At 65.2% G+C, this 22994-nt stretch carries 22 protein-coding genes; 8 read left to right on the top strand and 14 right to left on the bottom strand.

From position 1 onward, the window contains the following. The first annotated feature begins 223 nt into the window (after positions 1-223). Positions 224-532 (top strand): DUF485 domain-containing protein, encoded by a 309-nt coding sequence (locus ACYQR9_RS08755; protein ID WP_056432180.1) that lies wholly within the window; start codon positions 224-226, stop codon positions 530-532. Further along, complete coding sequence (locus tag ACYQR9_RS08750; RefSeq protein WP_207410331.1) at positions 529-2223, top strand: cation acetate symporter; 1695 nt, start codon at positions 529-531, stop codon at positions 2221-2223. The genes ACYQR9_RS08755 and ACYQR9_RS08750 overlap by 4 nt, the downstream gene beginning before the upstream one ends. Positions 2224-2378: 155 nt before the next feature. On the opposite strand, the gene ACYQR9_RS08745 is transcribed toward ACYQR9_RS08750, so the two are convergent. Further along, positions 2379-2633 (bottom strand): hypothetical protein, encoded by a 255-nt coding sequence (locus tag ACYQR9_RS08745; RefSeq protein WP_461229348.1) that lies wholly within the window; start codon positions 2631-2633, stop codon positions 2379-2381. Between ACYQR9_RS08745 and ACYQR9_RS08740 the strand changes: the two genes are divergently transcribed. Beyond that, complete coding sequence (locus ACYQR9_RS08740; RefSeq protein ID WP_461229347.1) at positions 2608-4347, top strand: MFS transporter; 1740 nt, start codon at positions 2608-2610, stop codon at positions 4345-4347. The two genes, ACYQR9_RS08745 and ACYQR9_RS08740, sit on opposite strands and share 26 nt — an antisense overlap. Before the next feature lie 218 nt (positions 4348-4565). On the opposite strand, the gene ACYQR9_RS08735 is transcribed toward ACYQR9_RS08740, so the two are convergent. The 3 genes from ACYQR9_RS08735 to ACYQR9_RS08725 all read right to left on the bottom strand — a co-directional run bounded on the left by ACYQR9_RS08735 (position 4566) and on the right by ACYQR9_RS08725 (position 9450). Next, positions 4566-5936 (bottom strand): DUF2252 domain-containing protein, encoded by a 1371-nt coding sequence (locus ACYQR9_RS08735; protein WP_461229346.1) that lies wholly within the window; start codon positions 5934-5936, stop codon positions 4566-4568. A 57-nt stretch (positions 5937-5993) separates the two neighbouring features. Beyond that, a complete protein-coding gene (gene purH, locus ACYQR9_RS08730) occupies positions 5994-7592 on the bottom strand; it encodes a bifunctional phosphoribosylaminoimidazolecarboxamide formyltransferase/IMP cyclohydrolase (protein WP_207410329.1) in 1599 nt (532 codons plus the stop codon). A 73-nt stretch (positions 7593-7665) separates the two neighbouring features. After that, positions 7666-9450, bottom strand: a complete 1785-nt coding sequence (locus ACYQR9_RS08725) for a heparinase II/III family protein (protein ID WP_461229345.1) — start codon at positions 9448-9450, stop codon at positions 7666-7668. A 413-nt stretch (positions 9451-9863) separates the two neighbouring features. Between ACYQR9_RS08725 and ACYQR9_RS08720 the strand changes: the two genes are divergently transcribed. Continuing rightward, positions 9864-10391 carry a hypothetical protein gene (locus tag ACYQR9_RS08720; RefSeq protein WP_461229344.1) on the top strand — a complete coding sequence of 176 codons (528 nt, stop codon included), beginning with the start codon at positions 9864-9866 and terminating at the stop codon, positions 10389-10391. Positions 10392-10419: 28 nt separating this feature from the next. Here the strand turns inward: ACYQR9_RS08720 and ACYQR9_RS08715 are convergent, their stop codons facing one another. Next, positions 10420-11562: a hypothetical protein gene (locus tag ACYQR9_RS08715; protein ID WP_461229343.1), complete on the bottom strand. Its 1143-nt coding sequence runs from the start codon at positions 11560-11562 to the stop codon at positions 10420-10422. Positions 11563-11570: 8 nt separating this feature from the next. Continuing rightward, positions 11571-12968, bottom strand: a complete 1398-nt coding sequence (locus ACYQR9_RS08710) for an RsmB/NOP family class I SAM-dependent RNA methyltransferase (protein ID WP_461229342.1) — start codon at positions 12966-12968, stop codon at positions 11571-11573. Between the two features lie 86 nt (positions 12969-13054). On the opposite strand from ACYQR9_RS08710, the gene ACYQR9_RS08705 reads away from it, so the two are divergent. Beyond that, the gene (locus ACYQR9_RS08705) at positions 13055-13273 is read left to right on the top strand and encodes a DUF1674 domain-containing protein (RefSeq protein WP_461229341.1); all 219 of its coding nucleotides are present in this window, start codon (positions 13055-13057) and stop codon (positions 13271-13273) included. A gap of 8 nt (positions 13274-13281) precedes the next feature. Here ACYQR9_RS08705 and ACYQR9_RS08700 read toward each other — a convergent pair whose 3' ends face one another. Together ACYQR9_RS08700 and bluB are read right to left on the bottom strand one after the other, a co-directional pair. Then, on the bottom strand, positions 13282-13797 hold the full coding sequence (locus ACYQR9_RS08700) for a L,D-transpeptidase (RefSeq protein ID WP_461229340.1): 516 nt from the start codon (positions 13795-13797) through the stop codon (positions 13282-13284). Between the two features lie 187 nt (positions 13798-13984). Next, a complete protein-coding gene (gene bluB, locus ACYQR9_RS08695) occupies positions 13985-14635 on the bottom strand; it encodes a 5,6-dimethylbenzimidazole synthase (RefSeq protein WP_461229339.1) in 651 nt (216 codons plus the stop codon). Positions 14636-15091: 456 nt separating this feature from the next. Between bluB and ACYQR9_RS08690 the strand changes: the two genes are divergently transcribed. Beyond that, positions 15092-15466 (top strand): DUF2794 domain-containing protein, encoded by a 375-nt coding sequence (locus ACYQR9_RS08690; protein ID WP_056432152.1) that lies wholly within the window; start codon positions 15092-15094, stop codon positions 15464-15466. A gap of 9 nt (positions 15467-15475) precedes the next feature. On the opposite strand, the gene ACYQR9_RS08685 is transcribed toward ACYQR9_RS08690, so the two are convergent. The 4 genes from ACYQR9_RS08685 to ACYQR9_RS08670 all read right to left on the bottom strand — a co-directional run bounded on the left by ACYQR9_RS08685 (position 15476) and on the right by ACYQR9_RS08670 (position 20278). Continuing rightward, a complete protein-coding gene (locus ACYQR9_RS08685; protein ID WP_461229338.1) occupies positions 15476-15718 on the bottom strand; it encodes a hypothetical protein in 243 nt (80 codons plus the stop codon). 102 nt (positions 15719-15820) lie between these two features. Continuing rightward, entirely contained in the window at positions 15821-16588 is a 768-nt protein-coding gene (locus ACYQR9_RS08680) for a Bax inhibitor-1/YccA family protein (protein WP_056432147.1), read from the bottom strand. 306 nt (positions 16589-16894) lie between these two features. Further along, complete coding sequence (locus tag ACYQR9_RS08675; RefSeq protein WP_461229337.1) at positions 16895-19465, bottom strand: ABC transporter permease; 2571 nt, start codon at positions 19463-19465, stop codon at positions 16895-16897. 39 nt (positions 19466-19504) lie between these two features. Next, on the bottom strand, positions 19505-20278 hold the full coding sequence (locus ACYQR9_RS08670; RefSeq protein ID WP_244477881.1) for an ABC transporter ATP-binding protein: 774 nt from the start codon (positions 20276-20278) through the stop codon (positions 19505-19507). A 72-nt stretch (positions 20279-20350) separates the two neighbouring features. On the opposite strand from ACYQR9_RS08670, the gene ACYQR9_RS08665 reads away from it, so the two are divergent. Together ACYQR9_RS08665 and thpR are read left to right on the top strand one after the other, a co-directional pair. Further along, entirely contained in the window at positions 20351-20974 is a 624-nt protein-coding gene (locus ACYQR9_RS08665) for an arylesterase (protein ID WP_461229336.1), read from the top strand. 4 nt (positions 20975-20978) lie between these two features. Next, positions 20979-21521 carry an RNA 2',3'-cyclic phosphodiesterase gene (gene thpR, locus ACYQR9_RS08660; protein ID WP_056432141.1) on the top strand — a complete coding sequence of 181 codons (543 nt, stop codon included), beginning with the start codon at positions 20979-20981 and terminating at the stop codon, positions 21519-21521. An 18-nt stretch (positions 21522-21539) separates the two neighbouring features. On the opposite strand, the gene coaA is transcribed toward thpR, so the two are convergent. Together coaA and ACYQR9_RS08650 are read right to left on the bottom strand one after the other, a co-directional pair. Continuing rightward, positions 21540-22514 (bottom strand): type I pantothenate kinase, encoded by a 975-nt coding sequence (gene coaA, locus ACYQR9_RS08655; protein ID WP_056432456.1) that lies wholly within the window; start codon positions 22512-22514, stop codon positions 21540-21542. 65 nt (positions 22515-22579) lie between these two features. Next, entirely contained in the window at positions 22580-22903 is a 324-nt protein-coding gene (locus tag ACYQR9_RS08650) for a phosphoribosyl-ATP diphosphatase (protein WP_056432137.1), read from the bottom strand. Between the last annotated feature and the right edge of the window lie 91 nt (positions 22904-22994).

The raw sequence follows: 22994 nt of genomic DNA, 5'->3' as shown, positions 1-22994 counted from the left end.
GCACAAGGAAGCGGCGCATCTCGAAGGAGGTGCGCCGCTCGCATTTTCAGCCGCCTCTCCCGCCTGTCCTGACGATATCGTGACCGTGCGGCGCTTGCGCCGGCACGCCTCGCAACACGAGACAGGTTCGGCGGCATCGCACGCGCTCGCCTCCCATCGCCATAGTATTCGCCAAGACCGAGGCCCCGTTCAGAAGGGCCGAAGCTTCAGGGAAAGTTACGCCATGTCCGATATCGAGACTGCGCGGATCGCGCAGAATCCGCGTTTCAAGGAACTCGTCCACGAGCGGACCCGCTTCGGCTGGACGCTGACCATCGCGATGCTGCTCGTCTATTTCGGCTTCATCGGCCTCATCGCCTTCGACAAGTCGCTGCTCGCCATGAAGGTCGGGAGCGCCACGACCTCGTTGGGCCTGGTCCTCGGCGTCGCCGTGATTGTCTTCGCCTTCATCCTCACCGGCATTTACGTCCAGCGTGCCAACGGCCGCTTCGACGAACTGACTGCTGCCCTTAAGCGGGATCTCGGCCGATGATCCGCTCAGCCCACCCCATCGCCCTGGGCACCACCCTCGCAGTCATCCTCGCTGGCGCGGCCTACGCCGCCGGTCCGGATATCGGCGCCGTCACGAAAGCCCAGACGAACTGGCCGGCCATCGGTATGTTCGCGTTCTTCGTGCTCTTCACCCTCGGCATCACTTACAAGGCGGCCAAGGGCACCAAATCGGCCTCTGACTTCTACGCCGCCGGCGGTGGTATCTCGGCCGGCACAAACTCGCTGGCCATTGCCGGCGACTACATGTCGGCTGCCTCATTCCTCGGCATCTCCGGCCTCGTCTATACGTCCGGCTTCGATGGTCTGATCTATTCCACAGGCTTCCTCGTGGGGTGGCCGATCGTGCTGTTTCTCATTGCAGAGCGGCTGCGCAACCTCGGCAAGTTCACCTTCGCCGACGTCGCCTCCTTTCGCCTCGACCAGACCTCGATCCGCATCATTTCGGCAGTGGGCACCCTCGTGGTGGTGGCGTTCTACCTGATCGCCCAAATGGTCGGCGCAGGGAAACTGATCCAACTGCTGTTCGGCCTCGAATATCTCTATGCGGTCGTGATCGTCGGCGTGCTGATGATCGTCTACGTGGCGTTCGGCGGCATGAAGGCGACCACTTGGGTCCAGGTCATCAAGGCCTGCCTTCTCCTCGGGGGTGCCACCTTCATGGCCGGTGCGGTCCTCTACAAATACGGCTTCAACCCCGAGGCCCTGTTCTCGGCCGCCGTCGCCACCCATCCGAAGGGCGATGCCATCATGGCGCCGGGCGGCCTCGTCTCGAACCCCATCGAAGCGATCTCCCTCGGCGTCGGTCTGATGTTCGGCACCGCCGGCCTACCACACATCCTGATGCGCTTTTTCACCGTCTCCGATGCTCAGGCCGCCCGCAAATCGGTGTTCTACGCCACCGGCCTGATTGGCTACTTCTACATCCTGACCTTCATCATCGGCTTCGGCGGCATCGCCCTGCTGATGTCCGATCCGGTCTACTTCAAGCTCGATCCGGCGGGTGCGTTCGACAAGCTGAAGGGGATGCTTGGCGGCACCAACATGGTTGCTGTGAACCTCGCCAACGCCGTTGGCGGGCCGTACTTCCTCGGCTTCATCTCGGCAGTCGCCTTCGCCACCATTCTCGCTGTCGTGGCCGGGCTCACGCTCGCCGGTGCATCGGCGGTCAGCCACGATCTCTATGCCAGCGTCATCGCCCGCGGACGCACCAACGAAGCGTCCGAAGTGCGACTCTCGAAGATCTCGGCGGTCGTCATCGGTATCGTGGCGATCTATCTCGGATACGTTTTCGAGAACCAGAACGTCGCCTTCATGGTCGGCCTCGCATTCTCGGTGGCGGCGAGCTGCAACTTTCCCATCCTGACCATGTCGATCCTATGGCGGGGCACGACCACCTGGGGCGCACTGATTGGCGGATTCGTCGGCCTTTTCGCGGCTGTCGGAATGGTGATCCTGTCGAAGGCAGTGTGGGTGACGACCTTCGGTAATCCTGTGGCGATCTTCCCCTACGACAACCCGGCCCTGTTCTCGATGCCGCTGGCCTTCCTCACGATCTACGTCGTGTCGAAGCTCGACAATACTGCCAGGGCCAAGCGCGAGCGCGCATTGTTCGAACAGCAGTTCGTGCGCTCGGAGACCGGGATCGGAGCCGACGGCGCCCACGCTCACTGACGGTTCGAAGACCACACTACGAGTACTCGAGAGGGCGCGGCGGAAGCCGCGCCCTTTCTCATTCATGGCATCCCATCGGGCAGCGGTCCTACCAATCGGCACCAAAGTGACACCACTGCATAAAAACGTGAATATCTCCCTGCCGTACAGCTTTTTCACTCTTGGGCGAAATCATGGCGTGAGGTAGCGTCGATCGCTCTCGTTTCCGTGAGCGGCAAGACCAATGCGCGCCAGGACTTCAGCGACTGCGAACGCCGACGCAGCGCCCAAGTTTCTGAAATGATGAAAGCCAGGCCTGCAAAAGCCTGGAAGTAAAAAAATTTGGAGGATTCCCCCATGTCTGCAACGTCAGCGGTCCCATTACCAAAGGAAGCCGCACGGCCCATGAGTGCCGGCGAGAAGAAGGTCATTCTGGCCTCCTCGCTCGGTACCGTGTTCGAGTGGTACGATTTCTATCTCTATGGATCGCTGGCCGCGATCATCGGCGCGCAGTTCTTCTCGGCCTATCCGGAAGCCACGCGCAACATTTTCGCCCTGATGGCCTTCGCAGCGGGCTTTCTGGTCCGCCCCTTCGGCGCACTGGTGTTCGGACGTCTCGGCGACCTTGTGGGCCGCAAGTACACCTTCCTCGTGACCATCCTGATCATGGGCATCTCGACCTTTGTGGTCGGCCTTCTGCCATCCTACGCCACGATGAACGAGTACGGCGTCGGTTGGGTCGCGCCCGTGGCGCTGCTGGCTCTGCGCATGCTCCAGGGTCTCGCCCTCGGTGGTGAGTATGGCGGCGCAGCGGTATACGTGGCCGAGCACGCTCCCCCCGGGCGTCGCGGTTTCTACACGGCCTTCATCCAGACCACGGCGACCCTCGGGCTGCTGCTGTCGCTGATGGTGATCCTGTTCACCCAGATCTACGTCAACGCGAACTACGCGCCCGTCGCCACCACCCTCGCCGATGGTTCGGCCGGGACGATCACGCCCTTCGCCGCCTGGGGCTGGCGCATTCCGTTCTTGGTCTCGATCGTGCTGCTCGGCGTCTCGGTCTGGATCCGTCTGCAGATGCAGGAGAGCCCGGCCTTCAAGAAGATGAAGGACGAGGGCACCGGCTCGAAGGCGCCGCTCTCCGAGGCGTTCGGCCAGTGGCGCAACGCCAAGTGGGCGCTCCTCGCCCTGCTCGGCCTCACCGCCGGCCAGGCCGTGGTCTGGTACACCGGCCAGTTCTACGCGCTGTTCTTCCTTCAGACGATCCTGAAGGTCGATCAGTTCACGGCCAACGTGCTCATCGCCTGGTCGCTCATCCTCGGCACCGGCGGATTCCTGTTCTTCGGGGCGCTCTCCGACAAGATCGGCCGCAAGCCGATCGTCCTCGGCGGTTGCGTCATCGCGGCACTGACCTTCTTCCCGCTGTTCAAAGCGCTGACCGCTGCGGCCAACCCGGCCCTGCACGCGGCCCAGCAGAGCACGCAGGTGGTGGTGAAGGCCGACCCGGCGGATTGCTCGTTCCAGTTCAATCCGGTGGGAACGGCCAAGTTCACCAATTCCTGCGACATCGCCAAGGCGCTGCTCGCCCGGTCCGCGGTGAACTACACCACCGAGCCGGTCGCTCCCGGCACCAAGGCCACCGTCACCGTCGCCGGCAAGGAATTCGCCGCTGCCGATCCGGCCTTCGCCAAGGATATCGGCGCCGCGCTCACGGCCGCCGGCTACCCTGGCGCCAACAACCCGAGCATCGTGAAGATCGCCATCGAACCGAAGGACGGCCTGTCGAACTTCGCCAAGATGATCGACATCTTCTCGGTCCAGAAACTGACGATCATCGGTATTCTGACGATCCTCGTCCTCTACGTGACGATGGTCTACGGCCCGATCGCGGCGGCTCTCGTCGAGCTCTTCCCGACGCGTATCCGCTACACCTCGATGTCGCTGCCCTACCATATCGGCAATGGCTGGTTTGGCGGCCTTCTGCCGGCCACCGCCTTCGCCATGGTGGCCCAGACCGGCGACATCTATTTCGGCCTCTGGTACCCGATCGTCATCGCCCTCGCGACGGCCGTCATCGGTGCCCTGTTCATCCCCGAGACCAAGGACAGGGACATCTTCACCTGGGACGACCGCCCGGCACGCTAGAGTTCGAGGCGTAGAACTGGGCCGGGGCTCAACCCCGGTCCACCTTGAGCAAGTGCTTCAACGGCGTCGGTGCCTTGAAGACCCGATGCCTGTTAGGCGACGATACGAAGAAGGCCCTGTCGCGAGACAGGGCCTTCTTCGTTTGTCATCTCCGACGTCGTCGAAGGGTTCGACTTATGCCGCAGGGTTCGGTCAGACCTTGCATGAGGCCTTTGCCTTCACGCAGCCTCGGCGGGCTCCTGATAGGCCTGCTTCAGCGCATCGTGGTCCGCCATCGTCTGCCACGCATAGCGCATCGCGAATTCGGCCACCGCCTCGTCGAAGGCATCGCCCTTGCCGAGATAGCCGGCGATCATCGCTGCGTCCCCTGAGCGGGCATGGGCACGGGCGAGCGTGGTCCCGCAAAGTTGGGCATAGGCCTTGGGACCGCTCTCGGACATGATTTCGGCGACGGCCGACAGCTTCTTGTTCTTCAGCTGGCGGACATAGTAGGAGCGCCCACTCGCATCGGAATAGGCGGTGCCCAGGAACATGTCGCTCGCGGCCTGCATGATGCGCTGCCCGTCGATGACGCGCTGACCTTCGGATGCGAGGAAGAATGGGCTCAGGGCGAGCTGCGCCAGCACCGAAGGCCGGGCTTCCTTGATCTGCAGGAAGAGCGGCGCACCATCCGCGTCGGTATACAACCCCACGGCGCAGACCGTGCCCACCGAGCCGATCCCCACCACCTTGAAGGCGACATCGCGCTGCATGTAGCGCAGAGCCAGCAGGTTCCGGTCGGCCTGAAGGCTTTGCGGATAGGCGAGCAACGCGGCGGCCGCTTCCTGCACCGCCTCGGTCAGACCGTTCGGCCCTTCATGGAAGACGGTCGGGGCCTTGTCGGCGATGCGCCACAAAGACGGATCGGCGCCGAAGCTCGCAGGATCGATGTCCGGTGCATCGCCATGGCTGAGGCCGTCGGCGGTCTCGGAAGCCGCGTCGGACAGGAGGCGGCGGCACAGATCTCCGTCGCCGAGGCGACCGATTTCGTGATCGAGATCGATCCGGCTGTGCCAGATGGCGAGCGGCGAGAGATGCGACAGGTCACGCATATGTTCGCGATAAGCCCGGACGCTTGCCCGAGCCGCACGATGTGCCCGGTCCTCGCCCTGAGGCAGGGCGGCGACAGCGACACTGGCGGCGAGGCGCTTCACATCGATCGTGAAATCGACGTTCCAAAGCGTCTCGTCGAAATCGTTGATGTCGAAAAGGGTCTGGCCCTCGGCGCTGCGATACACGCCGAAATTGCCGATGTGGCAATCGCCGCAGGCCTGGACGGGAATGCCCGGAACCGGAACGCCCGCGAGGTCGGCGGCCATCACAGCGGCAGCCCCACGCAGGAACGCAAATGGGTTTGCCCGCATCCGCTCGTGCCGCAGAGGGATCAGTTCGAGCAACCTGCCCGAATCGTTCGCCCGGAGAACCGCGAGCGGATCGCGGTTCTCGGCAGGATACCAGTCGGCATGGGATTCACGGGGAACCGCATCGCGCAAGCGCTTACCGGCCGCTCGGCGCTGGGCGCGATCGGGGGAAGGAGAGATGTTCGTCATGGAAGAAAGCCTCGACAAGGCGATGCGCGCAGGCCGTTTGCCGCGCACCGCGCGGCATCAGTGCCGGAAGTGACGATGCCCTGTAAACACCATGGCGAGACCGGCTTCGTCGGCGGCTTTGATTACGTCGGCGTCACGCATCGACCCGCCCGGCTGAATCACCGCGGTGGCGCCGGCTTCCGCCGCCGCGATCAGGCCATCGGCGAAGGGGAAGAACGCGTCCGAGGCAACCACAGAGCCCTTGGCTAGGCTCTCGGTCGCACCGATGCGTTTGGCGCCCTCCGCCGCCTTCCAGGCGGCGATACGTGAGGAATCGACCCGCGACATCTGTCCTGCGCCGATCCCCACCGTAGCACCGTCGCGCGCGTAGACGATGGCATTCGACTTGACGTGCTTGGCGACGCGGTAAGCGAAGCGCATGTCTGCGTATTCCTGGGTCGAGGGCTCGCGCTTCGTCACCACCTTCAGCGTCATGTCGTCGACCACCGCGGCGTCGCGGCCCTGAACGAGGATGCCGCCGGCGAGGTTGCGCATGGCGAAGCCCTTGGCGCGCGGGTCGGGAAGAGCGCCCGCGAGGAGGAGACGCAGGTTCTTCTTGGCCGCGACGATGGCGATCGCCTCTTCGGTGGCGTCCGGCGCGATGATCACCTCGGTGAAGATCTCGACGATCCGCGCAGCCGATTCGGCATCCAGTGTGCGGTTGAGGGCGACGATGCCGCCGAAGGCCGAGGTCGGGTCGCAGGCCAGAGCCCGCTCATAGGCCTCCGCCAGCGTAGGACCTTCGGCGACGCCACAGGGATTGGCGTGCTTGATGATCGCCACCGCGGCGGCGCGGGCCGGATCGAACTCGGCCACACATTCGTAGGCCGCGTCGGTGTCGTTGAGGTTGTTGAAGGACAGCTCCTTGCCTTGGAGCTGGCGGGCGCTCGCCACGCCGGGCCGAACGAGGCCGGGCGTCCGGTAGAAGGCCGCCGATTGGTGTGGGTTCTCGCCGTAGCGCAGGGATTGGGCGAGCGTGCCGCCGAAAGCGCGGTAGGCAGGCGCCTCATCCATCTCGACATGGTCGGCAAGCCAGGACGCAATCGCAGCATCGTAGGAGGCGGTGCGGGCAAAGGCCTTCTGGGCAAGGCGCTTTCGAGTCGCCGCTCCGAGCGCACCGTTGCCGGCCTCGAGCTCGGTGAGGATGGCAGCGTAATCAGCCACATCCACCACCACAGCCACGTCGGCGTGGTTCTTCGCGGCGGCGCGAATCATGGCCGGACCGCCGACATCGATGTTTTCCACCGCATCGTCATAGCCGCAGGGTTTCGCGATCGTCGCCTCGAACGGGTAGAGATTGACCACGAGAAGATCGATGGCGCCGATGCCGTGTGCGGCAAGTGCGGCCTGGTGCTGAGGGTCGTCGCGCACTGCGAGCAGGCCGCCATGCACAGCCGGGTGCAGGGTCTTCACCCGTCCGTCCATCATCTCGGGAAAACCGGTGATCTCGGCCACCTCCGTGACAGGAAGCCCCGCCTCGGTGAGCGCCCGATGGGTGCCGCCGGTGGAGACCAGGGCCACGCCACGCTCGGACAGCGCGCGGGCGAAATCCACGAGACCCGTCTTGTCGGAAACGGAAAGAAGTGCGCGGGCAACCCGCGCCTGATCATGCGACATCGTCGAGAACCGTCCGGCACAGGGCAGATCCTGCCCCTCAAAGGCGCGGGTACCACATGTGACGCCCTATCGGCTACCGCGCCGCGTCATCGGCCATGGAAGCGTCACGCACGGCGGGTTCGCCCCGCCCCGGCGCCTGTGCGATGTGCAGGAAGCGCCATCGCACCGGGGCGCCCTCCCCGGCCGTGACATACAGGACGATCTGGTCGGTTCGGCGCGCACCGGTGAGACCCGCGAAATAGACGCTCTCCTCCAGCGCTACCGCAGCGCCCTCGGCCTCGAACCGCCAGACCTCCCCCAGGGGCGAGGCGAGATCGACCCCACCGCCGACCGCCGCATTGGCCGCGATGGCGGGGTGCAGATGGAAGCGGATTGCCGCCTCGGGCGGACGTAGCCGGATCCGGTTGCCCTTATGGGCCACCGGAACGAAGGCATCCTCGCCTTCTAGCCCCGCCCCGTCGGGCAGGAGGCGCCAGCGGCGCTCATGGACGATCCCGAACTCGGCGGCATAGCCGTCATGGCGTCCGGCCAGGATCAACGTTCCGCCATCGCTCGTCCGCTCGGATTTGACGGCGCGCGGACCGCGCACGAGCACGGGACCGATCCGCTTGATGAGCCAGTCCGAGGCCCAGCGACTGCCCAGTCCTTCGCTGGCACCGAGGAATCGGCATGAGGACGAATCCCCTATCGTCGCCGTGGAATGGGCGGCGGTGCTGCGGGCGAGGCGACGCAATTCCGGGCCGCTCGCCGGCAGGCCGCAATTGATGACCACTCGCTGGGGGCCGCTCGACATCTCGAAGGAAAGGCAGCCGGCCCCCGCATTCATCGAGAAGGGCAGCGGCGGCGGCGCCCCCACATCAGCGACTAAAACGACACGGCCGCTTTCCAGCCGCTCGTAGCCGGAATTCGGCGCATGCATCAGCGGCTGCGCCAGGGCCCCGTCATAGACCAGCAAGGTGGCGAGATGGTCCGCCGCCGTGGCGCCCATGCCGTTGAAATGGCTCAGGGACGCATCGCCGTGGCGCAGGAGCCGCAGCAACGGGAGCATCCGGTCGATCGCGTGAAGCAGAGCCTCCGGCGGGTCGAGGCTGCGGCTCAGGAAACTTTGGCGCAGGGGTAGGAGATCGAGCAGGAGCTCCATGGCGAAGCGCGGATCGCGGCTGCGATGCCCGCCATCCGCCATGATCTGCCGATCGAGTTCGCGAGACAGGATGCGGGTGGCCCGGCGCAGGATCGGCTGGATGCCCTCGCAGCACAGGCCAGCATAACACAGCGCCACCACCGCCAAGAGCCGCGATTGCGGCGGCAGGCCACGGCGCAGGGAGCGTTCGAGGTCTCTTGCGCCGCGCCCGACGGCCTTGAGGAAGGCTTGGTAGAAGGCATGGTCCGCGCCTTCCAGAACCAGCGGCGACTGACAGAGGAAGGAGATCAACCGCCGCGCGGCAACGGGGACGGGCGCGGCCAGAGTCTCATCGCCACGGCCAGCGATGAAATCCGCCACGAAGGCTCGGGCATTGGCTCGAGCCAGGGCCGTATCGGCGGCGCGCAGATGGCGCAGCCATCCGAATCCGTAGAACGCATCCGCCCATTCCGGTGACGGCGGCGCATAGTCGAACGGTGACCGACCGCTCACGGAAAGGGAGCGTCCCGCGAAAACGAAGAGGCCGGCATAGATGTCGTCGGCAAAGGTGGCGTCGCTAGTGCGCAGATCGTGCGGGGCGATGACCAGGGCGGTGACGCGCGCCCGCGCGAGCAGGTCTGGACTCGCCGTCAGGCGTGCGGACACACCCCGCGCCGAGCGGACGATCTCCCGCCCGACGAGCCGATAGAACCGCCAGCGATCAACCCCCCAACCCACGCACACCTTTCCTCCAGCGCCCAGACCCGATTGGGCCCTCGCGCCAGATGTCGCCCATCACGAAAGCTAAGCCGTGCGTATTAACCAACGATTAAGGATGCCGACACTGCCCACGATGCATAGGCCGATCTGCGCACGGGTTTTTGCCTTCGAGCCGGAGCCATCCACTGGGGCGAGGCGTGGCACCAAGCTGAATCGCCGAACTGTATTTTTTGGCAAACTCGGCTGGAACGGTTGAATGCTGCACAGGTTATACACAGCGTCCAGCGAGCTTCTCCCCTGTAGCCTCCAGCAATGGCAGTGTGTCCATGACTGTCATCCCAGTCGCCAAGCGTGCCGGCCTCTTGATATCGGCAGCAGCGTTATTGTGCACATCTAGCGCAGCGATGGCGCAAAACGCTCAAGACCGTGGCTTGGGCGGACTTTTCGAGGCGCTGTTCTCTCCCGCCCGTCCTGCTGTCGAGCAGCAGCAAGCCGTCCCCGTGCCCCAATTTGAGCGCCGGCTTCCGTCGATCCGGCGCGAAGCCAGCCGCCCCCGTCCGAAGATCCGTTATGCCGCCCTGCCGAAGAGCGAGCCGCTGCAGCTTCATATCGCCGAGCGCCAGACGCCGATCTCCATGTCTTCTGGACCGATGAACGCCCTGCTAAAGGATCCGACCCTACGTCCGGGCGACATCGTCGTGCTGAAGGACGGCGCGCGTGTCTTTACCGGCAACGAGGACAAGACTCACACGGTGCGGGATTTCGAGCCGGTGAGCCGTTCCGCCTCGGTCGATCGCAAGACCAAAGCACTCCTGTCCATGATGATCGCACCGATGGGTGCATTGCCGCCCGACGAGGTGCGCAAGTTCATGGCGCGGCTGAAGAAGACCGCACCTGCCAGCGATCAAAACGGCGATGCGCAGGTGCAGACCGTCTCCATGCGAATCATTACACCGTAAGGCCGACACCGATACTGTTTTTAGACGCCTATCTCAGATAGGTCACGCTGTACAAGGTCTTCCTCAGCTCGCTTTCAGTGACCCAGATGCGTCCGTTGTCGCAACGTTCACGGATGCCGTCGCGCATGCGGCCGCAATATTCACCGGTATTGTCCTGGATTCTATACTGGCAGGTGCCCTCTGCCTTGCGGCGGCCGATGACCGGGCTCGCATGATCGGCGAACAGGTCCGGGTCCTTCGGATCGCGGTCTTCGAGAAGGTACCAGCTATACCCCACTGTCGGCACACGGCCGCGGTCGAGTGCGTAATCGACCATGGCCAGGATTCGGTCGAGTTTTTGCTTGCTCGGATGACGGCCGGACTCGAGCATGTCCGCGAAATCGGCTTGGCTCGCCGCCACACGGTAGGAGACCGGCAGAAGCGGCACAGGTAGCGGCACACGCCGGCAGACGGCCTCCACATGGGCGATCCATGCTGCGTTGAATGAATCAGCCCGCCGCCCACGCAAGTGGGAAGCGGTTGCAGCCACAGCACGAAAGCTTTGTCGCGCCGGGTGAAGCCTTGTCCGGTAGCGCAGCGAACGCAATGTCGGCATGACGTAGCGATAACCGTCATTGGACGGCAGGTCGCGGTCCTCGCAATACCCGCCGATGTTGTAGAGGAGCGCCGCCGTGTCCTCCTCACCGCCTTCGATCTTGTCGAAATACGGTTCCAGAGCTGGGTTACCGTCCTTGGTGACCTCGGCAGTATTGCGACTCCAGGCGATGTCGGCCCGGTAGGCCGGATGCGCACGGAGATGGCGCTTGAGATGCGGGTCCGAGATCGTCTCCAGCCTGGCTGGGTCGGCGAAATAGAATTTCGTCGCCACATCCAAGGGAGAGACCGGCCTGCCAACGCGGTGCGAAATCATGTCCGCCGTGGCATAAGCAAAGCAGATCGCACTCTCACCTTGGTTCAGCGGCAGGTCCTTCGGCGAGGGCGAGATGCCTACATCCTGGGTCCCTGTATGAATCTCGAAAGGAATCGTCGCCGAGACCGAGGCGCAGGTCGCATTGCGGGTATAGGTCGGCGCAACCGGCAGGATTCGGCGGTCGATCTCGTCGGCCCCAGCTTGGCCCAGGAGAAGAAGCCCCCCGAACAGGCCGGCAATGGCATGGCGGGGGGCACGCACCGCGCGTCCTACGCCTTCCGAACCAGACGGCTCGCGAAGAACCCGTCGATCCCGCCGCGCGCCGCAGGCGGCCCTTCCTCGCCGGTGGTCGTTTCGCCGGAGAGGTGCGAGGGCAGCGTCCGAAGATCGCCGTCGCCATTTATGAGTTCTTCGAGGCCGCCAATCTCCTCGACGCGAATCGGAAGCCGCTCGAAAGCCGGATTGCGTGCGAGGAAGGCCGCGACCTGTCCCTCACCTTCCTCGGGTTCCAGCGAGCAGGTGCAATAGACGAGACGCCCACCCGGCTTCACAAGGGTGGCGGCACGGTCGAGCAGGCGGCGCTGCAGACCGGCAAGGCGTCCGATATCGCCACCGGCCTTGGTCCAGGCGACGTCCGGATGCCGCCGGATCGTGCCGGTCGCCGAGCATGGCGCATCGAGAAGCACGGCGTCGAACGTATCGGCATCGCTCTCGGGCAACTGAGTAGCGTCGCCGATGCGGATTTCGGCCTTGAGGCCGAGGCGCGTGAGATTCTCCGTCAGACGCTCGAGGCGCTGGGCCGAACGATCCACGGCGACCACTTCCGCCCCCATGGCGGCGAGCTGAGCGGTCTTGCCGCCCGGTGCCGCGCAGAGATCGGCCACGCGCTGCCCCGGCCCGACTGCGAGCAGGCGCGCCGGGATGGCGGCGGCGGCGTCCTGCACCCACCACACGCCCTCAGCATATCCGGGGAGTTCCGAAACCGCAGAACGGACCTCGTGCAGGCGGATGCTGCCGGTGGGAAGGGCGACGCCGCCGAGGCGATCGGCCCATTCCGCGGCCGGTCCACGCGGCGTGATGTCGATCGCGGCGCCGGAGAGATGAGCCGAGGCGATGGCTCGGGCAGTGTCGGGTCCGTAGGCGGCGCTCCAGCGAGCGGCGAGCCAGTCCGGCGTATTTTGCGCCAGGGGATCGGACGCCTCTGCCGCGATGGCGTCCCGCTCGCGGATCACCCGACGTAGGATGGCGTTCACGAGGCCCGGCGTGTGCTGAAGATAGGGGTCACCCTTGGCGAGGCGCACCGAAAGATCGACGGCGGCATGGTCCGGCACGTTGAGATCGAGGATCTGAACGGCGCCGGTCACGAGGAGAGCCACCAGTCGTGGCTGATCCGGCGGCAGGCCCTGGTTCATCCGAGCCGAAAGCATTCGCCGCAGGAAGCCGAGGCGGCGGAAGGTGGCGGTGGCAATGGCGCGGGCGAGGGACGCATCGGCCGCATCGAGGCCTGCGTCACGACCCGCCTGAGCGAGGGCGTCTTCGAGCGCGAAAGCCCGTCCCTGAACGAGGAGATCGGCCACGGCGGCATGCGCCACCTGCCGGGCGGCGAGGCCCGGAACGGTGCGGTCGATCGTCGTCGTCGGCCCGTCCGCGTTGCGGCGTGTCGCCATGAATGCCACTTTCCGTCTCAGAGGCCCGGTTACCCGAAGCCAGTTCCAACGGATGCCCTCCCATCCGGCCCACTGAGATGCAAGCCATGACAATGCCCGACAACGCGGAAAACGCCGAGATCCCGCCCCGCGCGGGGCTGACACCCGCCGCCGAGCGTGCTTTGGCCGAGGCTGCCGACCGGCGCGCGGCCATCGACGCGAAGGCGGCGGAGATATCCGCCGCGCGAGAGCGCCAGGGCCGTGGCGGCCTCGAGCCTGTTCGTTACGACGACTGGGAAGTGAAAGGCATTGCGGTCGATTTCTAAGCGAGGTCTCAGCGCGTGACGTAGACCTGCGTTCCAACGGAGACGCGCCCGTAGAGATCGACCACATCCTGGTTGTACATGCGGATGCAGCCGTAAGATGCGTATGTACCCACCGAGTTCGGGCGGTTGGTGCCGTGAATGGCGTATTCACCGCCGGCAAGCGTCATTGCCGCCGCGCCCATCGGGTTACGCGGCGAGCCGCCGGCGATGACGTCGGGCAGTCGCGGATTGTCGCGCTTCACCTCCCGCGGCGGCGACCAAGCCGGCTCCACATACTTGCCGTCGATGGTGGTGGCGCCGGTCCATTGCTTGCCGGGCTTGCCCACCGCCACCGGATAGCGGATCGCCGTACCGTCACCGTTGACGAGGTAGAGCCTTCGCTCTGAGGTTCTGACCACGACCGTGCCGGGCATGACCGCTTGATCAAAGGCAACGAGCTCACGGGATGCGGCGGGTGTCGCCGCAAACCCGACACTGAGGATTGTTCCGGCCAGATAAACAGTGAACCCATGACGCGCGAACATTTGGTGTCGTCCTCGAAACCGTGACCGTGAGCTTCACGATAAGCAGCTCTCGAAGTTGCGGTTCCGGTTACCGGAGCGCCCTATCCGGGGGATACGCACGCATATCGCGCCGGGCAGTTAAGCGTGGCCTAGGGTGTTCCGGATAAAAGCGAATGATCCGGGTAGGCTTTCGTTAAGACCGGTAGCTTCACCGCTCCAGCAGCCCGGTCGCCGCCCTCTCCCGCTCCTGCCAGCCATGCCGGACGAGTTCGGGATCCTCGTGCTCCTCCACGGGATAGCCAACGCAGAGATAAGCAACGAGGCGCCACGTCGGAGGAACATCGAGAAGGCGGGTAACCCCGTCCGGCTCGATGATCGAGACCCAGCCCACACCGATCCCATTGGCGCGCGCTGCCAGCCAGAATGTATGCACGGCGGTCACCACCGAGTAGCGCAACATTTCCGGCATGGTGGCGCGGCCGAGCCCGTAGCCGCATTCCGTCGCTTCGTCGCAGAAGACCACAAGATGGATCGGCGCCTCGCGCAAACCCGCAAGCTTCAACCGGTTATAGGCTTCCCGACGCTCCGAATCGTAGGTTTCCGCCGCATTGCCGTTGCAGCGCTCGAAATTATCAACCACCGCCGCCCGCCTGTCAGGATCGGTGACGCGGACGAAGCGCCACGGCTGGCTGTTGCCGACCGATGGACTCAGACAGGCAAGGTCGAGGCATTGGCGCAAGACGGCGTCGTCGACCGGATCGGCCCGAAAGCGGCGCACGTCTCGACGCCAGGCAATCAGGTCGCCAAGCGTCTCGCGAAAGCCGGGGTCGAAACTCGTCACGAACGGACATCTCCTCATTGCGGGCTTATGACCGCTGGACCCTGTTAGCGACCAAAGCCGAGTTGCACAGGGAGAGAAGTGATTGTGCGCCTGCCGCAGCCAGAGAGGTTTTTAAACCAGAGCACGCCCGCATGGCAGAAAAAAAGGCCGCACTCCGGAGAGGCGGCCTGAAGTCCTTGGGTCTCGAAACCTCTGGAGTGCCGCTTCCGTGGCATCGGCGAGCTCCCGAAAGCTGGGGAGCATGGATATCGGTCACCCGACCGAGCACGGAACCGACGAGGTTCGGCCACAGGTATCATCTTCTATCAAGGCCGACGATGGGCAATAACGCGGCGAAATCGTGATGTTGTGTTGCCCGTCCGTAGCTGGTGCCGCAGCGCACTCGACGGTTGGCTGGGCTTGCGGCCTCGGATCGGGAGGCCCATCATCTGCTCTTTATGGTGTCCGTTGGGTCGCCGAAACCGAGGAGCGAGGATGGACGAGAGGATCGGAGCCGAGCCGCGATCACAGGATTCGTCCAACCGCGTCGTACCTTTCCCGACGGCCCCGGTTGTACCACAGGTCGCCTTCGACCGCTCCGAACTCAGGACCCTGTTCAACCTCTACGGCCGCATGGTGTCCGCCGGAGAATGGCGCGACTATGCCCTCGACTTCCGCCGCGACAAGGCAGTGTTCTCGATCTATCGCCGCTCGTCCGAGACGGCTTTGTTCAGGGTCGAGAAGGATCCTAAGCTCGCCCGTCGACAGGGCGCTTATTCGGTGATTTCCGCCGCTGGCATTGTACTCAAGCGCGGCCATGACCTCGCCCGCGTCCTAGCGGTGCTGGAGAAGCCCCTACGGGTAGTGTGACACCTGACGTCACGGAATGAAGAACGGGATCGCCTCCCATCGGATGGGGGGCCAACCCAACCGGTACGCGATCACGGAATACAGGCCGCCGAGGACAACCAAACTGATGATGCCCACGACGATGCCGACACCGAAGCCGGCCCATGCGCCTGTGCCTATCGCGGCGGCAACGCTCGCGCCGACAATGGCGTAAGTCGGCACATCGCTTGGAGGTGGGGTGTCACTCCCCGAACCTCTCACGATCTTCGGCACTACAGGCTTTCCCACCGCAACATCCTCGCCTTGCTGCAGCCAACGCAAAAGGCCCCGGCGTTTCCGCCGAGGCCTTCTCGCTCCGTGTCCCATAAAGCTCGTTTAGCGACGGTCGCCGAGGAGCTGGAGGAGGAACTGGAACATGTTGATGAAGTCCAGGTAAAGTGTCAGAGCGCCGTTCACCGACAGCTTGGCCGCGCCTTCGGCATCGGCACCGCTGTAGAGGAACATCTCCTTGAGCTTCTGCGTGTCGTAGGCGGTAAGGCCCGCGAAGATCAGGACGCCGAGAACCGAGATGGCGAACTGAAGCGCGCTGGAAGCAAGGAAGATGTTCACGATCGAGGCGATGAAGAGGCCGATCACGCCCATGATCAGGAACGAGCCCATCCCCGAAAGGCTGCGCTTGGTGGTGTAGCCGTAGAGGCTGAGACCGCCGAACGTGGCCGCCGTGATGAAGAAGACCCGGACGACACTGGCGCCCGTGAAGACGAGCAGCAGGGTCGACATCGACGCGCCCATCACCGCCGCGAAGGCGAAGAAGGTCAGTCGAGCGGACGAGGCCGACATCTTATCCATCCGCATCGTGAAGATGAAGATGAACGCGAGGGGCGCCAGCATGAGGACCCACTTCAGCGGGCTGGTGTAGAGCATCTGGCCGAACGGGGTCAGGGCGAGCTTGCCCGTCGCCGTCTGGGCGGTCGCAGCCATGTTCAAGCCAAGGGCCACGAGGCCCGAGATCCCGAGGCCGATGACCATGTTGTTGTAGACGCCGAGCATGAAGGTGCGCAGGCCCTGGTCGACCTCGACCTGCGAGCCAGCATAACCCTGCGGCTGGGCGCCGTAGCGGAAGGGGCTATTATCGAATGCCATGGGAGTTTCCCTTGGAAGCTCTCTCAGCGTGTGATTTGGAACCGAGGCTCACGCACAGGACCTCTGGCACGTGACCGCGCCTTGAGCCGAAATATGTTCCGTCATGCCGCTCCGCACAAGGGGGCGGCCGAGCTTTGTGCGCCCAGAATCATAGCTTCTGAGCGCGATCTTTATTTGCAGCCACGCGGATTAAATCGGGTTCATCATTCACCCGGCACGGTAGAGCTATAGTGACATTTCATAAAGCATGACTTTCGCCGGCTCTTTCCCACCGAACTCGCGACGATAGGCCCACCCTCGCCCGGATCAGAATCGGCGCAGGTAAGGTGCCGGCTTCTGACCGAGGATACGCCAAGTCCCGGCAAGGCCGAGGAGGATCGCGAACGCCACCGCGAGGGCGGATGCGACGAGGGCCCCCGAGAGGTCGAGGGCGAAGTCGAGCTTCATCACGCGGGTGACGATGGCCCAACCTGCCAGCGTTCCGGCAAGGAGCCCGAACACGGCGGTGGCTAGCCCCAATGCGCCGTATTCCAATGTGTAGGCCAGGAGCAGGCGACCCCGGGTGGCGCCCAGTACCTTCAGCACGACGGCGTCGTACAACCGGGCTCCGTGCCCCGCCGCGATGGCACCCGCGAGAACGAACAGGCTCGCCACCACGGCGACGCCACTGGCGCCACGGATCGCCAGCACCAGCTTGCCGACGATATCGTTGACCGTATCGAGAGCGTCTTTCACCCGTACGCTGGTCACAGACGGGAAGGCGCGTGCGATATCGCGTAGGATCACGGCCTCGGCCTTGGCATCCGGCCCACCGCCCAGCGTCAGGGTGGCAAGGTCCGAGTGCGGCGCGCCCCGGAAGGTACCGGGAGAGAACACCATGACGAAGTTGATGCCGAGGTTGCGCCATTCGACCTTGCGGAGATTGGCGACCGTAGCCGTCAGATTCCGCCCGAGCACGTTCACCGTGACGGTGCCGCCCACGGAGAGACTGAGACTGCGCGCCAATTCCGAGTCGAATGAGACCAGGGGTTTCACCCCCTCCTCGGCGTTCCACCAGGAGCCCGCAACGAGGTTCGATCCCTCGGGAAGATCCTCGGCATAGGTGATGCCGCGGTCGCCATCGAGCACCCAGGCTGCATCCTCCGGCGGTTTGATCGCGGCTGCCGGAACCCCGTTGATGGCGACGATGCGCCCACGCATCATCGGCACGCGCTCGATCTTGGCGCCGGGCGCGAGTTGGCCGAGAGCCGCGTGGAACCCGTCCGCTTCCGCCGCTGGGATATCGAGGAAGAACAGGTTCGGTGCACGGGCCGGCAAGGAACTTGTCAGCGTCCGGCGAACATTGGCGTCGATCAGGCTCAGCGTCACCAGCAATGTCACGCCGAGGCCCAGGGACAGGACGATGGCGGGGGTGAGGGCACCGGGGCGGTGCAGGTTGGCGAGCGCCATGCGGGGCGCGGCCGAGCGCGGGCGAGGCAGACGCCGCGCCAAAGCCATGAGGCCGAGAGCGACGAGGCGCAGGAGTCCGAAGGCAAGTCCGGCCGCCACGATGAACATCAAGGCCACCCTGCGGTCGAACGCCGTGGCGAGCGCCAGCGTCACCAGGGTCGCGAGCGCAGCGACGAGGATCAGGCGATAGCGGAGCCGCGTCTTGCGGGTGTCGGGATCGATGACGTCTCGGAACAGGCCGGAGACCGGCACGTCATGGGCGTGGCCGAGAGGAATGATGGCGAAGGCGAGCGCCGTCAGAAGGCCGTAGGCAGCGGCGAGCAGCAATTCCCCTGGTGCTAGGGTCGGGTTCAGCGGCAGCGGAAGCGCATTGTGGAACAGCATGTCGAGGAGGAACGGTAATCCCGCCCCGATCACGAGGCCGAATGCGGTACCGAGGCCGGCGACCAGCATCACCTGCGTCAGGTAGATGGCGACCACTTGTCGGCCCGGCGCGCCGACGCTCTTCAGGGTAGCGATGGAGCCGCGTTTCCTCGCGACGAAGGCGTTCACCGCATTGGCGACGCCGACACCGCCGACGATCAATGCGGTGAGACCGACCAAAGTGAGGAACTGGGTGAAGCGCTCGACGCTCTTGGCAAAGCGCGGATCGGCGTTCGAGCGCGAGCGCATCTCCCAGCCCGCATCCGGTGCTGCCTTGGCGATGGTTGCGATCCGTCGCTCCAGCTCCGCATCGTCGGCTTCGGGCGCCTGGATGCGATAGCTCCAGCGGTTGAGGCTGCCCGGTCGGATCAGACTCGTCGCTTGTAGGGTCGCGGCGGAAACCAGGAGGCGCGGGCCGAAGCCGATGCCGTTGGCGATCTTGTCCGGCTCGGAGACCAGAGTGGCACGTATGGCAATCGGCTTACCGGCGATCTCGATCCTATCGCCGACCTTCAGGTCGAGGCGCGTAAGAAGGAGCGGGTCGGCGACCGCGCCGAATACCCCATCCTTCTCGGCCAGCAGACCAGAGACCGGCGTGTCGGGGTCGGTCACGAGGTCCCCGGCGGCGGGATAGGCGCCGTCAACGGCCTTCATTTCCACGAGGGCGGCGCCCTTGTCGCCAGCCAGAGCCATGGCGCGCAGGGTCGTCACCACCGAAACCTTGCCCTGTGCGTCGAGGACGGCACGCTCGTCCGATGTCGCCTCGCGGTTTATGAGGCTGTAGGTCAGGTCGCCGCCGAGGATGCGCTTGCCCTCGCGGCCGAGACCATCCGTGAGCGAGCGCGAGATCGAGGCGACACCGGCAATGGCCGCAACGCCCAGCGCGATGCAGGCGAGGAACACCGCGAAACCGGAAAGGCCGCCACGCAATTCACGGAATGCGAGGCGGAGCGTCAGTGGAACGCGGCTCGGTTTCGGAGCGGGCCGAGGCAGGGTGCCGTGCATGGGGTCAGACCTTCCGCCGAACGCGGGAGTTCAGCAGGATCACGCCGCCACCGCCTCATCCACCCGCCCGGAGCGCAGGCGCACGGTGCGGTCGCAGAGCCGGGCGAGGCCGGGATCATGGGTCACAAGGACCAGGGTCGCGCCCCGGTCGCGCTTGAGTGCGAAGAGCAGATCCACGATCTGGCGGCCCGTGGCTTCGTCGAGATTGCCGGTCGGCTCGTCGGCAACGAGAATTGCCGGGTCCGGAGCGATGGCACGAGCGATGGCGACACGCTGTTGCTCTCCCCCGGAGAGCTGGGCCGGATAATGATGGAGACGGTGTCCGAGGCCGACCGCTTCGAGCTCGGCCTTCGCTCGCTCATGTGCGTCGGCTTTGTCGGCGAGTTCGAGGGGAAGGGCGACGTTCTCCAAGGCCGTCATTGTCGGCACCAGATGGAAGGCCTGGAACACGATGCCGATGCGCCGCCCACGAAACCGCGCGAGGGCATCCTCGTCGAGCGTCCCGAGATCGGTGCCCTCCACGTGGATGCTTCCCGATTCCGCGCGCTCCAGGCCGGCCATCACCATGAGAAGCGTCGACTTGCCGGAGCCCGAGGGGCCGACCAGCCCTACAGCCTCGCCGCGCGCTACTTCGAGGGAGATGCCGCGCAGGACATGCACCCGGGCCGCCCCCCGGCCGAGACTGAGATCGATCTTCGAAAGGGCGATCGCCGGGCTCTGGACCTTGCCGGGTATCAAGGCAGGACCGATCTGTGTGAGATCATCGTCATGAACACCATAGGTCAGGGCTGTGCGCGAATGGGTCTGTGTCATACGTCACGCATCGGCGTCGATATGGTCGGTCGGAGAGTGCCGCGCCAGCACTCGCGCCGGACGGCCCTCGCGATGACGCTCTTTGCCGCACTCGGCGCTGGAACAGGAATCGGCCACGCCGCCTCCCGCCCGCTCAACATCGTGGCCTTCGGCGACAGCCTCACGGCCGGTTATCGCTTGCCCTCGGCAGCGGCCTTCCCCTCAGTGCTGGAACGCGAGTTGAAGGCAAGGGGACGCGAGGTCTCCATCGCCAATGCCGGCGTGTCCGGCGACACCAGCACCGGGGGCCTCGACCGGCTCGACTGGTCCGTTCCGGACGGGACCGATGGGGTGATCCTCGAACTCGGTGCCAACGACATGCTGCGCGGCACCGATCCCGCCGTGACCAAGAAGGCCCTCGACACCATCGTATCACGCTTGAAGGCCCGCAACATTCCGGTCCTGCTCGCGGGCATGAAGGCCTCGACCAATCTCGGGCCGGATTACGTCGTACGGTTCGACGCGATTTATCCTGATCTGGCTTCGCGATACGGACTCGTCCTCTACCCGTTCTTCCTCGATGGCATCGTGGGCGACCGGCGCTTCAACCTAGAAGACGGGCTCCATCCCAACGTGAAGGGCGTCGAGACGATCGTGGCCGGCATCCTGCCCACCGTCGAGACCTTCCTCGACAAGCTCGGCACGGCGTCGAAGTAACCCGATGCCCCGCCTGTTCACAGCCATAGAAATCCCGGACGACGCAGCGGAGGCGCTGACGCGCTACCAATGCGGCCTTCGCGGCGCGCGCTGGATCGAGCGCGGTGACCTTCACATCACCCTGCGCTTCCTCGGCGACGTTGAAGAGGATGTAGCCGAGGCGTTTCATGCGGGACTTGTCGACGCGCGCCCGCGCCCATTCATCAACGTGACGCTGTCCGGCCTCGACGCGTTCGGCGGGGACAAACCTCGCGCGATCATCGCCAGCGTAGCGGCTTCACCCGACCTGCTCGACCTGCAAGACGAGCACGAGCGCATCGCCCGGGCAGCCGGAGCTGAGCCGGAACGGCGCAAGTTCACGCCGCACGTCACGCTCGCCCGCCTCAACCGCCGCGACACCCAGGCGGCGGATGTGGCAGGGTACATCGCCGAGGCGGGGCTTTTTGCGACGCTGAGGTTCACCGCAACACGGGTGGCGCTGTTCTCGGCGCGGGAATCGCGAGGCGGAGGACCGTATGTGGTGGAGGCGGCGTATCCGCTAGGATAACGACGCTCATGGGCCGTTTCACAACCGCCGCAGCGCTACGCTCTCGATACGGTGGCTCGCGCCCTTGGCCAGGATCAGGCTCGCTCGTTGGCGCGTCGGCAGGATGTTGTCGCGCAAGTTGGGCAGGTTGATCGTGGTCCAAAGATTGTCGGCGATCTCTAGGGCCTCGGCCTCCGTCACCTCGGCGTATTTCCGGAAATACGAGAGCGGATCCCGGAAGGCGGTCTGGCGCAGGCGCAGGAAGCGGTTGACGTACCAGCGGTGCAGGTCGTCCTCGTGACCGTCGAGATAGATCGAGAAGTCGAAGAAGTCGGAGACGAAGGGGATCGCGGTCCCATCGCGCGGCAGGCGCGCCGGCTGGAGGACGTTCAGGCCTTCCACGATGAGGATGTCGGGGGATTCCACCACCCGTTCCTCGCCCGGCACCACATCGTAGACGAGGTGGGAATAGAGCGGCGCGGCCACGCGTTTCTTGCCGGCCTTGATGTCGGTGAGGAAGCGCAGAAGCGCCGCCGTGTCGTAGCTCTCGGGAAACCCCTTGCGCTCCATCGCGCCCATGCGCTTCAGCTCGGCATTCGGGTGCAGGAACCCGTCCGTGGTGATGAGATCGACCTTCGGAGTATTGGGCCAGCGCGCCAGCAGTGCCTTTAGCACGCGGGCCGTGGTGGATTTCCCCACCGCCACCGATCCGGCGACGCCGATGATGTAGGGGACCTTGGCCTCGTGCTCAGCGAGGAGGAAGCGCTGGGTTGCTTTAAACAGCCCCTGCGTGGCCGCGACGTAGAGCGAGAGAAGACGCGACAAGGGCAGGTAGATCGCCACCACCTCCTCGATGGAGATGGGATCGTTGAGGGATTGCAGGCGGCTGACATCGTCGCTCGTCAGGGTGAGCGGCGTCTCGGCGCGCAATTGGGCCCACTCGTCCCGGGAAAACAGTCGGTAGGGCGACAGTCGCTCCGGGCCGATCCCAGTCACGGGATCCTGGCCCAGCACGAGGCCGCGGCCGAGAGCCGGTTCGCGCCCAATCACGGAGGCCACGGGCCGTTGGGGCTCGACGGTCACGTCTGCCTCCGGGCCGCCTTTTCGGCGATGCCGCTCTGCGCCGTACGACGCTGAAGTTCCGCCATCACCTCCGGCAGGCCGATGCCGCCGGCACGCAGCACAACCAGGAGATGATAGAGCACATCCGCCGCCTCGCTCACCAAGCCTGCCCGGTCCCCCTGGACAGCAGCGATGGCGGCCTCGACGGCCTCCTCGCCGAGTTTTTTAGCGGGCTTTGCCGGCCCGCCTGCAAGGAGCTTGGCGGTGTAGGATTGGTCCGGTGGTGCGGCGGCGCGGTCGGCCACCACGGCCTCCAGGTCGCTCAAAGTGAAATCGGTCATGCGATCCTAGGGACGTTGGCGGGCGGGGCCGCGCGCTCCACGGGCCGGAGCCTGCGGCACGGGGCGGAATTGGGCAAGGGTGGGGTCGAGG

The sequence above is a fragment of the Methylobacterium sp. CM6241 genome, assembly GCF_054817845.1.
The sequence above is the reverse complement of the archived record's forward strand: the minus strand, read 5'-3'. Positions and strand labels throughout refer to the sequence as shown.

Excerpts from the sequence above, each read along its gene's own strand:
- ACYQR9_RS08755 (WP_056432180.1), top strand. The coding sequence starts at position 224 with ATGTCCGATATCGAGACTGCGCGGATCGCGCAGAATCCGCGTTTCAAG.
- ACYQR9_RS08750 (WP_207410331.1), top strand. The coding sequence starts at position 529 with ATGATCCGCTCAGCCCACCCCATCGCCCTGGGCACCACCCTCGCAGTC.
- ACYQR9_RS08740 (WP_461229347.1), top strand. The coding sequence starts at position 2,608 with ATGAGTGCCGGCGAGAAGAAGGTCATTCTGGCCTCCTCGCTCGGTACC.
- ACYQR9_RS08745 (WP_461229348.1), bottom strand. The coding sequence starts at position 2,633 with ATGACCTTCTTCTCGCCGGCACTCATGGGCCGTGCGGCTTCCTTTGGT.
- ACYQR9_RS08735 (WP_461229346.1), bottom strand. The coding sequence starts at position 5,936 with ATGACGAACATCTCTCCTTCCCCCGATCGCGCCCAGCGCCGAGCGGCC.
- purH (WP_207410329.1), bottom strand. The coding sequence starts at position 7,592 with ATGTCGCATGATCAGGCGCGGGTTGCCCGCGCACTTCTTTCCGTTTCC.
- ACYQR9_RS08710 (WP_461229342.1), bottom strand. The coding sequence starts at position 12,968 with ATGGCGACACGCCGCAACGCGGACGGGCCGACGACGACGATCGACCGC.
- ACYQR9_RS08705 (WP_461229341.1), top strand. The coding sequence starts at position 13,055 with ATGACAATGCCCGACAACGCGGAAAACGCCGAGATCCCGCCCCGCGCG.
- ACYQR9_RS08700 (WP_461229340.1), bottom strand. The coding sequence starts at position 13,797 with ATGTTCGCGCGTCATGGGTTCACTGTTTATCTGGCCGGAACAATCCTC.
- bluB (WP_461229339.1), bottom strand. The coding sequence starts at position 14,635 with ATGAGGAGATGTCCGTTCGTGACGAGTTTCGACCCCGGCTTTCGCGAG.
- ACYQR9_RS08690 (WP_056432152.1), top strand. The coding sequence starts at position 15,092 with ATGGACGAGAGGATCGGAGCCGAGCCGCGATCACAGGATTCGTCCAAC.
- ACYQR9_RS08680 (WP_056432147.1), bottom strand. The coding sequence starts at position 16,588 with ATGGCATTCGATAATAGCCCCTTCCGCTACGGCGCCCAGCCGCAGGGT.
- ACYQR9_RS08675 (WP_461229337.1), bottom strand. The coding sequence starts at position 19,465 with ATGCACGGCACCCTGCCTCGGCCCGCTCCGAAACCGAGCCGCGTTCCA.
- ACYQR9_RS08670 (WP_244477881.1), bottom strand. The coding sequence starts at position 20,278 with ATGACACAGACCCATTCGCGCACAGCCCTGACCTATGGTGTTCATGAC.
- ACYQR9_RS08665 (WP_461229336.1), top strand. The coding sequence starts at position 20,351 with ATGACGCTCTTTGCCGCACTCGGCGCTGGAACAGGAATCGGCCACGCC.
- thpR (WP_056432141.1), top strand. The coding sequence starts at position 20,979 with ATGCCCCGCCTGTTCACAGCCATAGAAATCCCGGACGACGCAGCGGAG.
- ACYQR9_RS08650 (WP_056432137.1), bottom strand. The coding sequence starts at position 22,903 with ATGACCGATTTCACTTTGAGCGACCTGGAGGCCGTGGTGGCCGACCGC.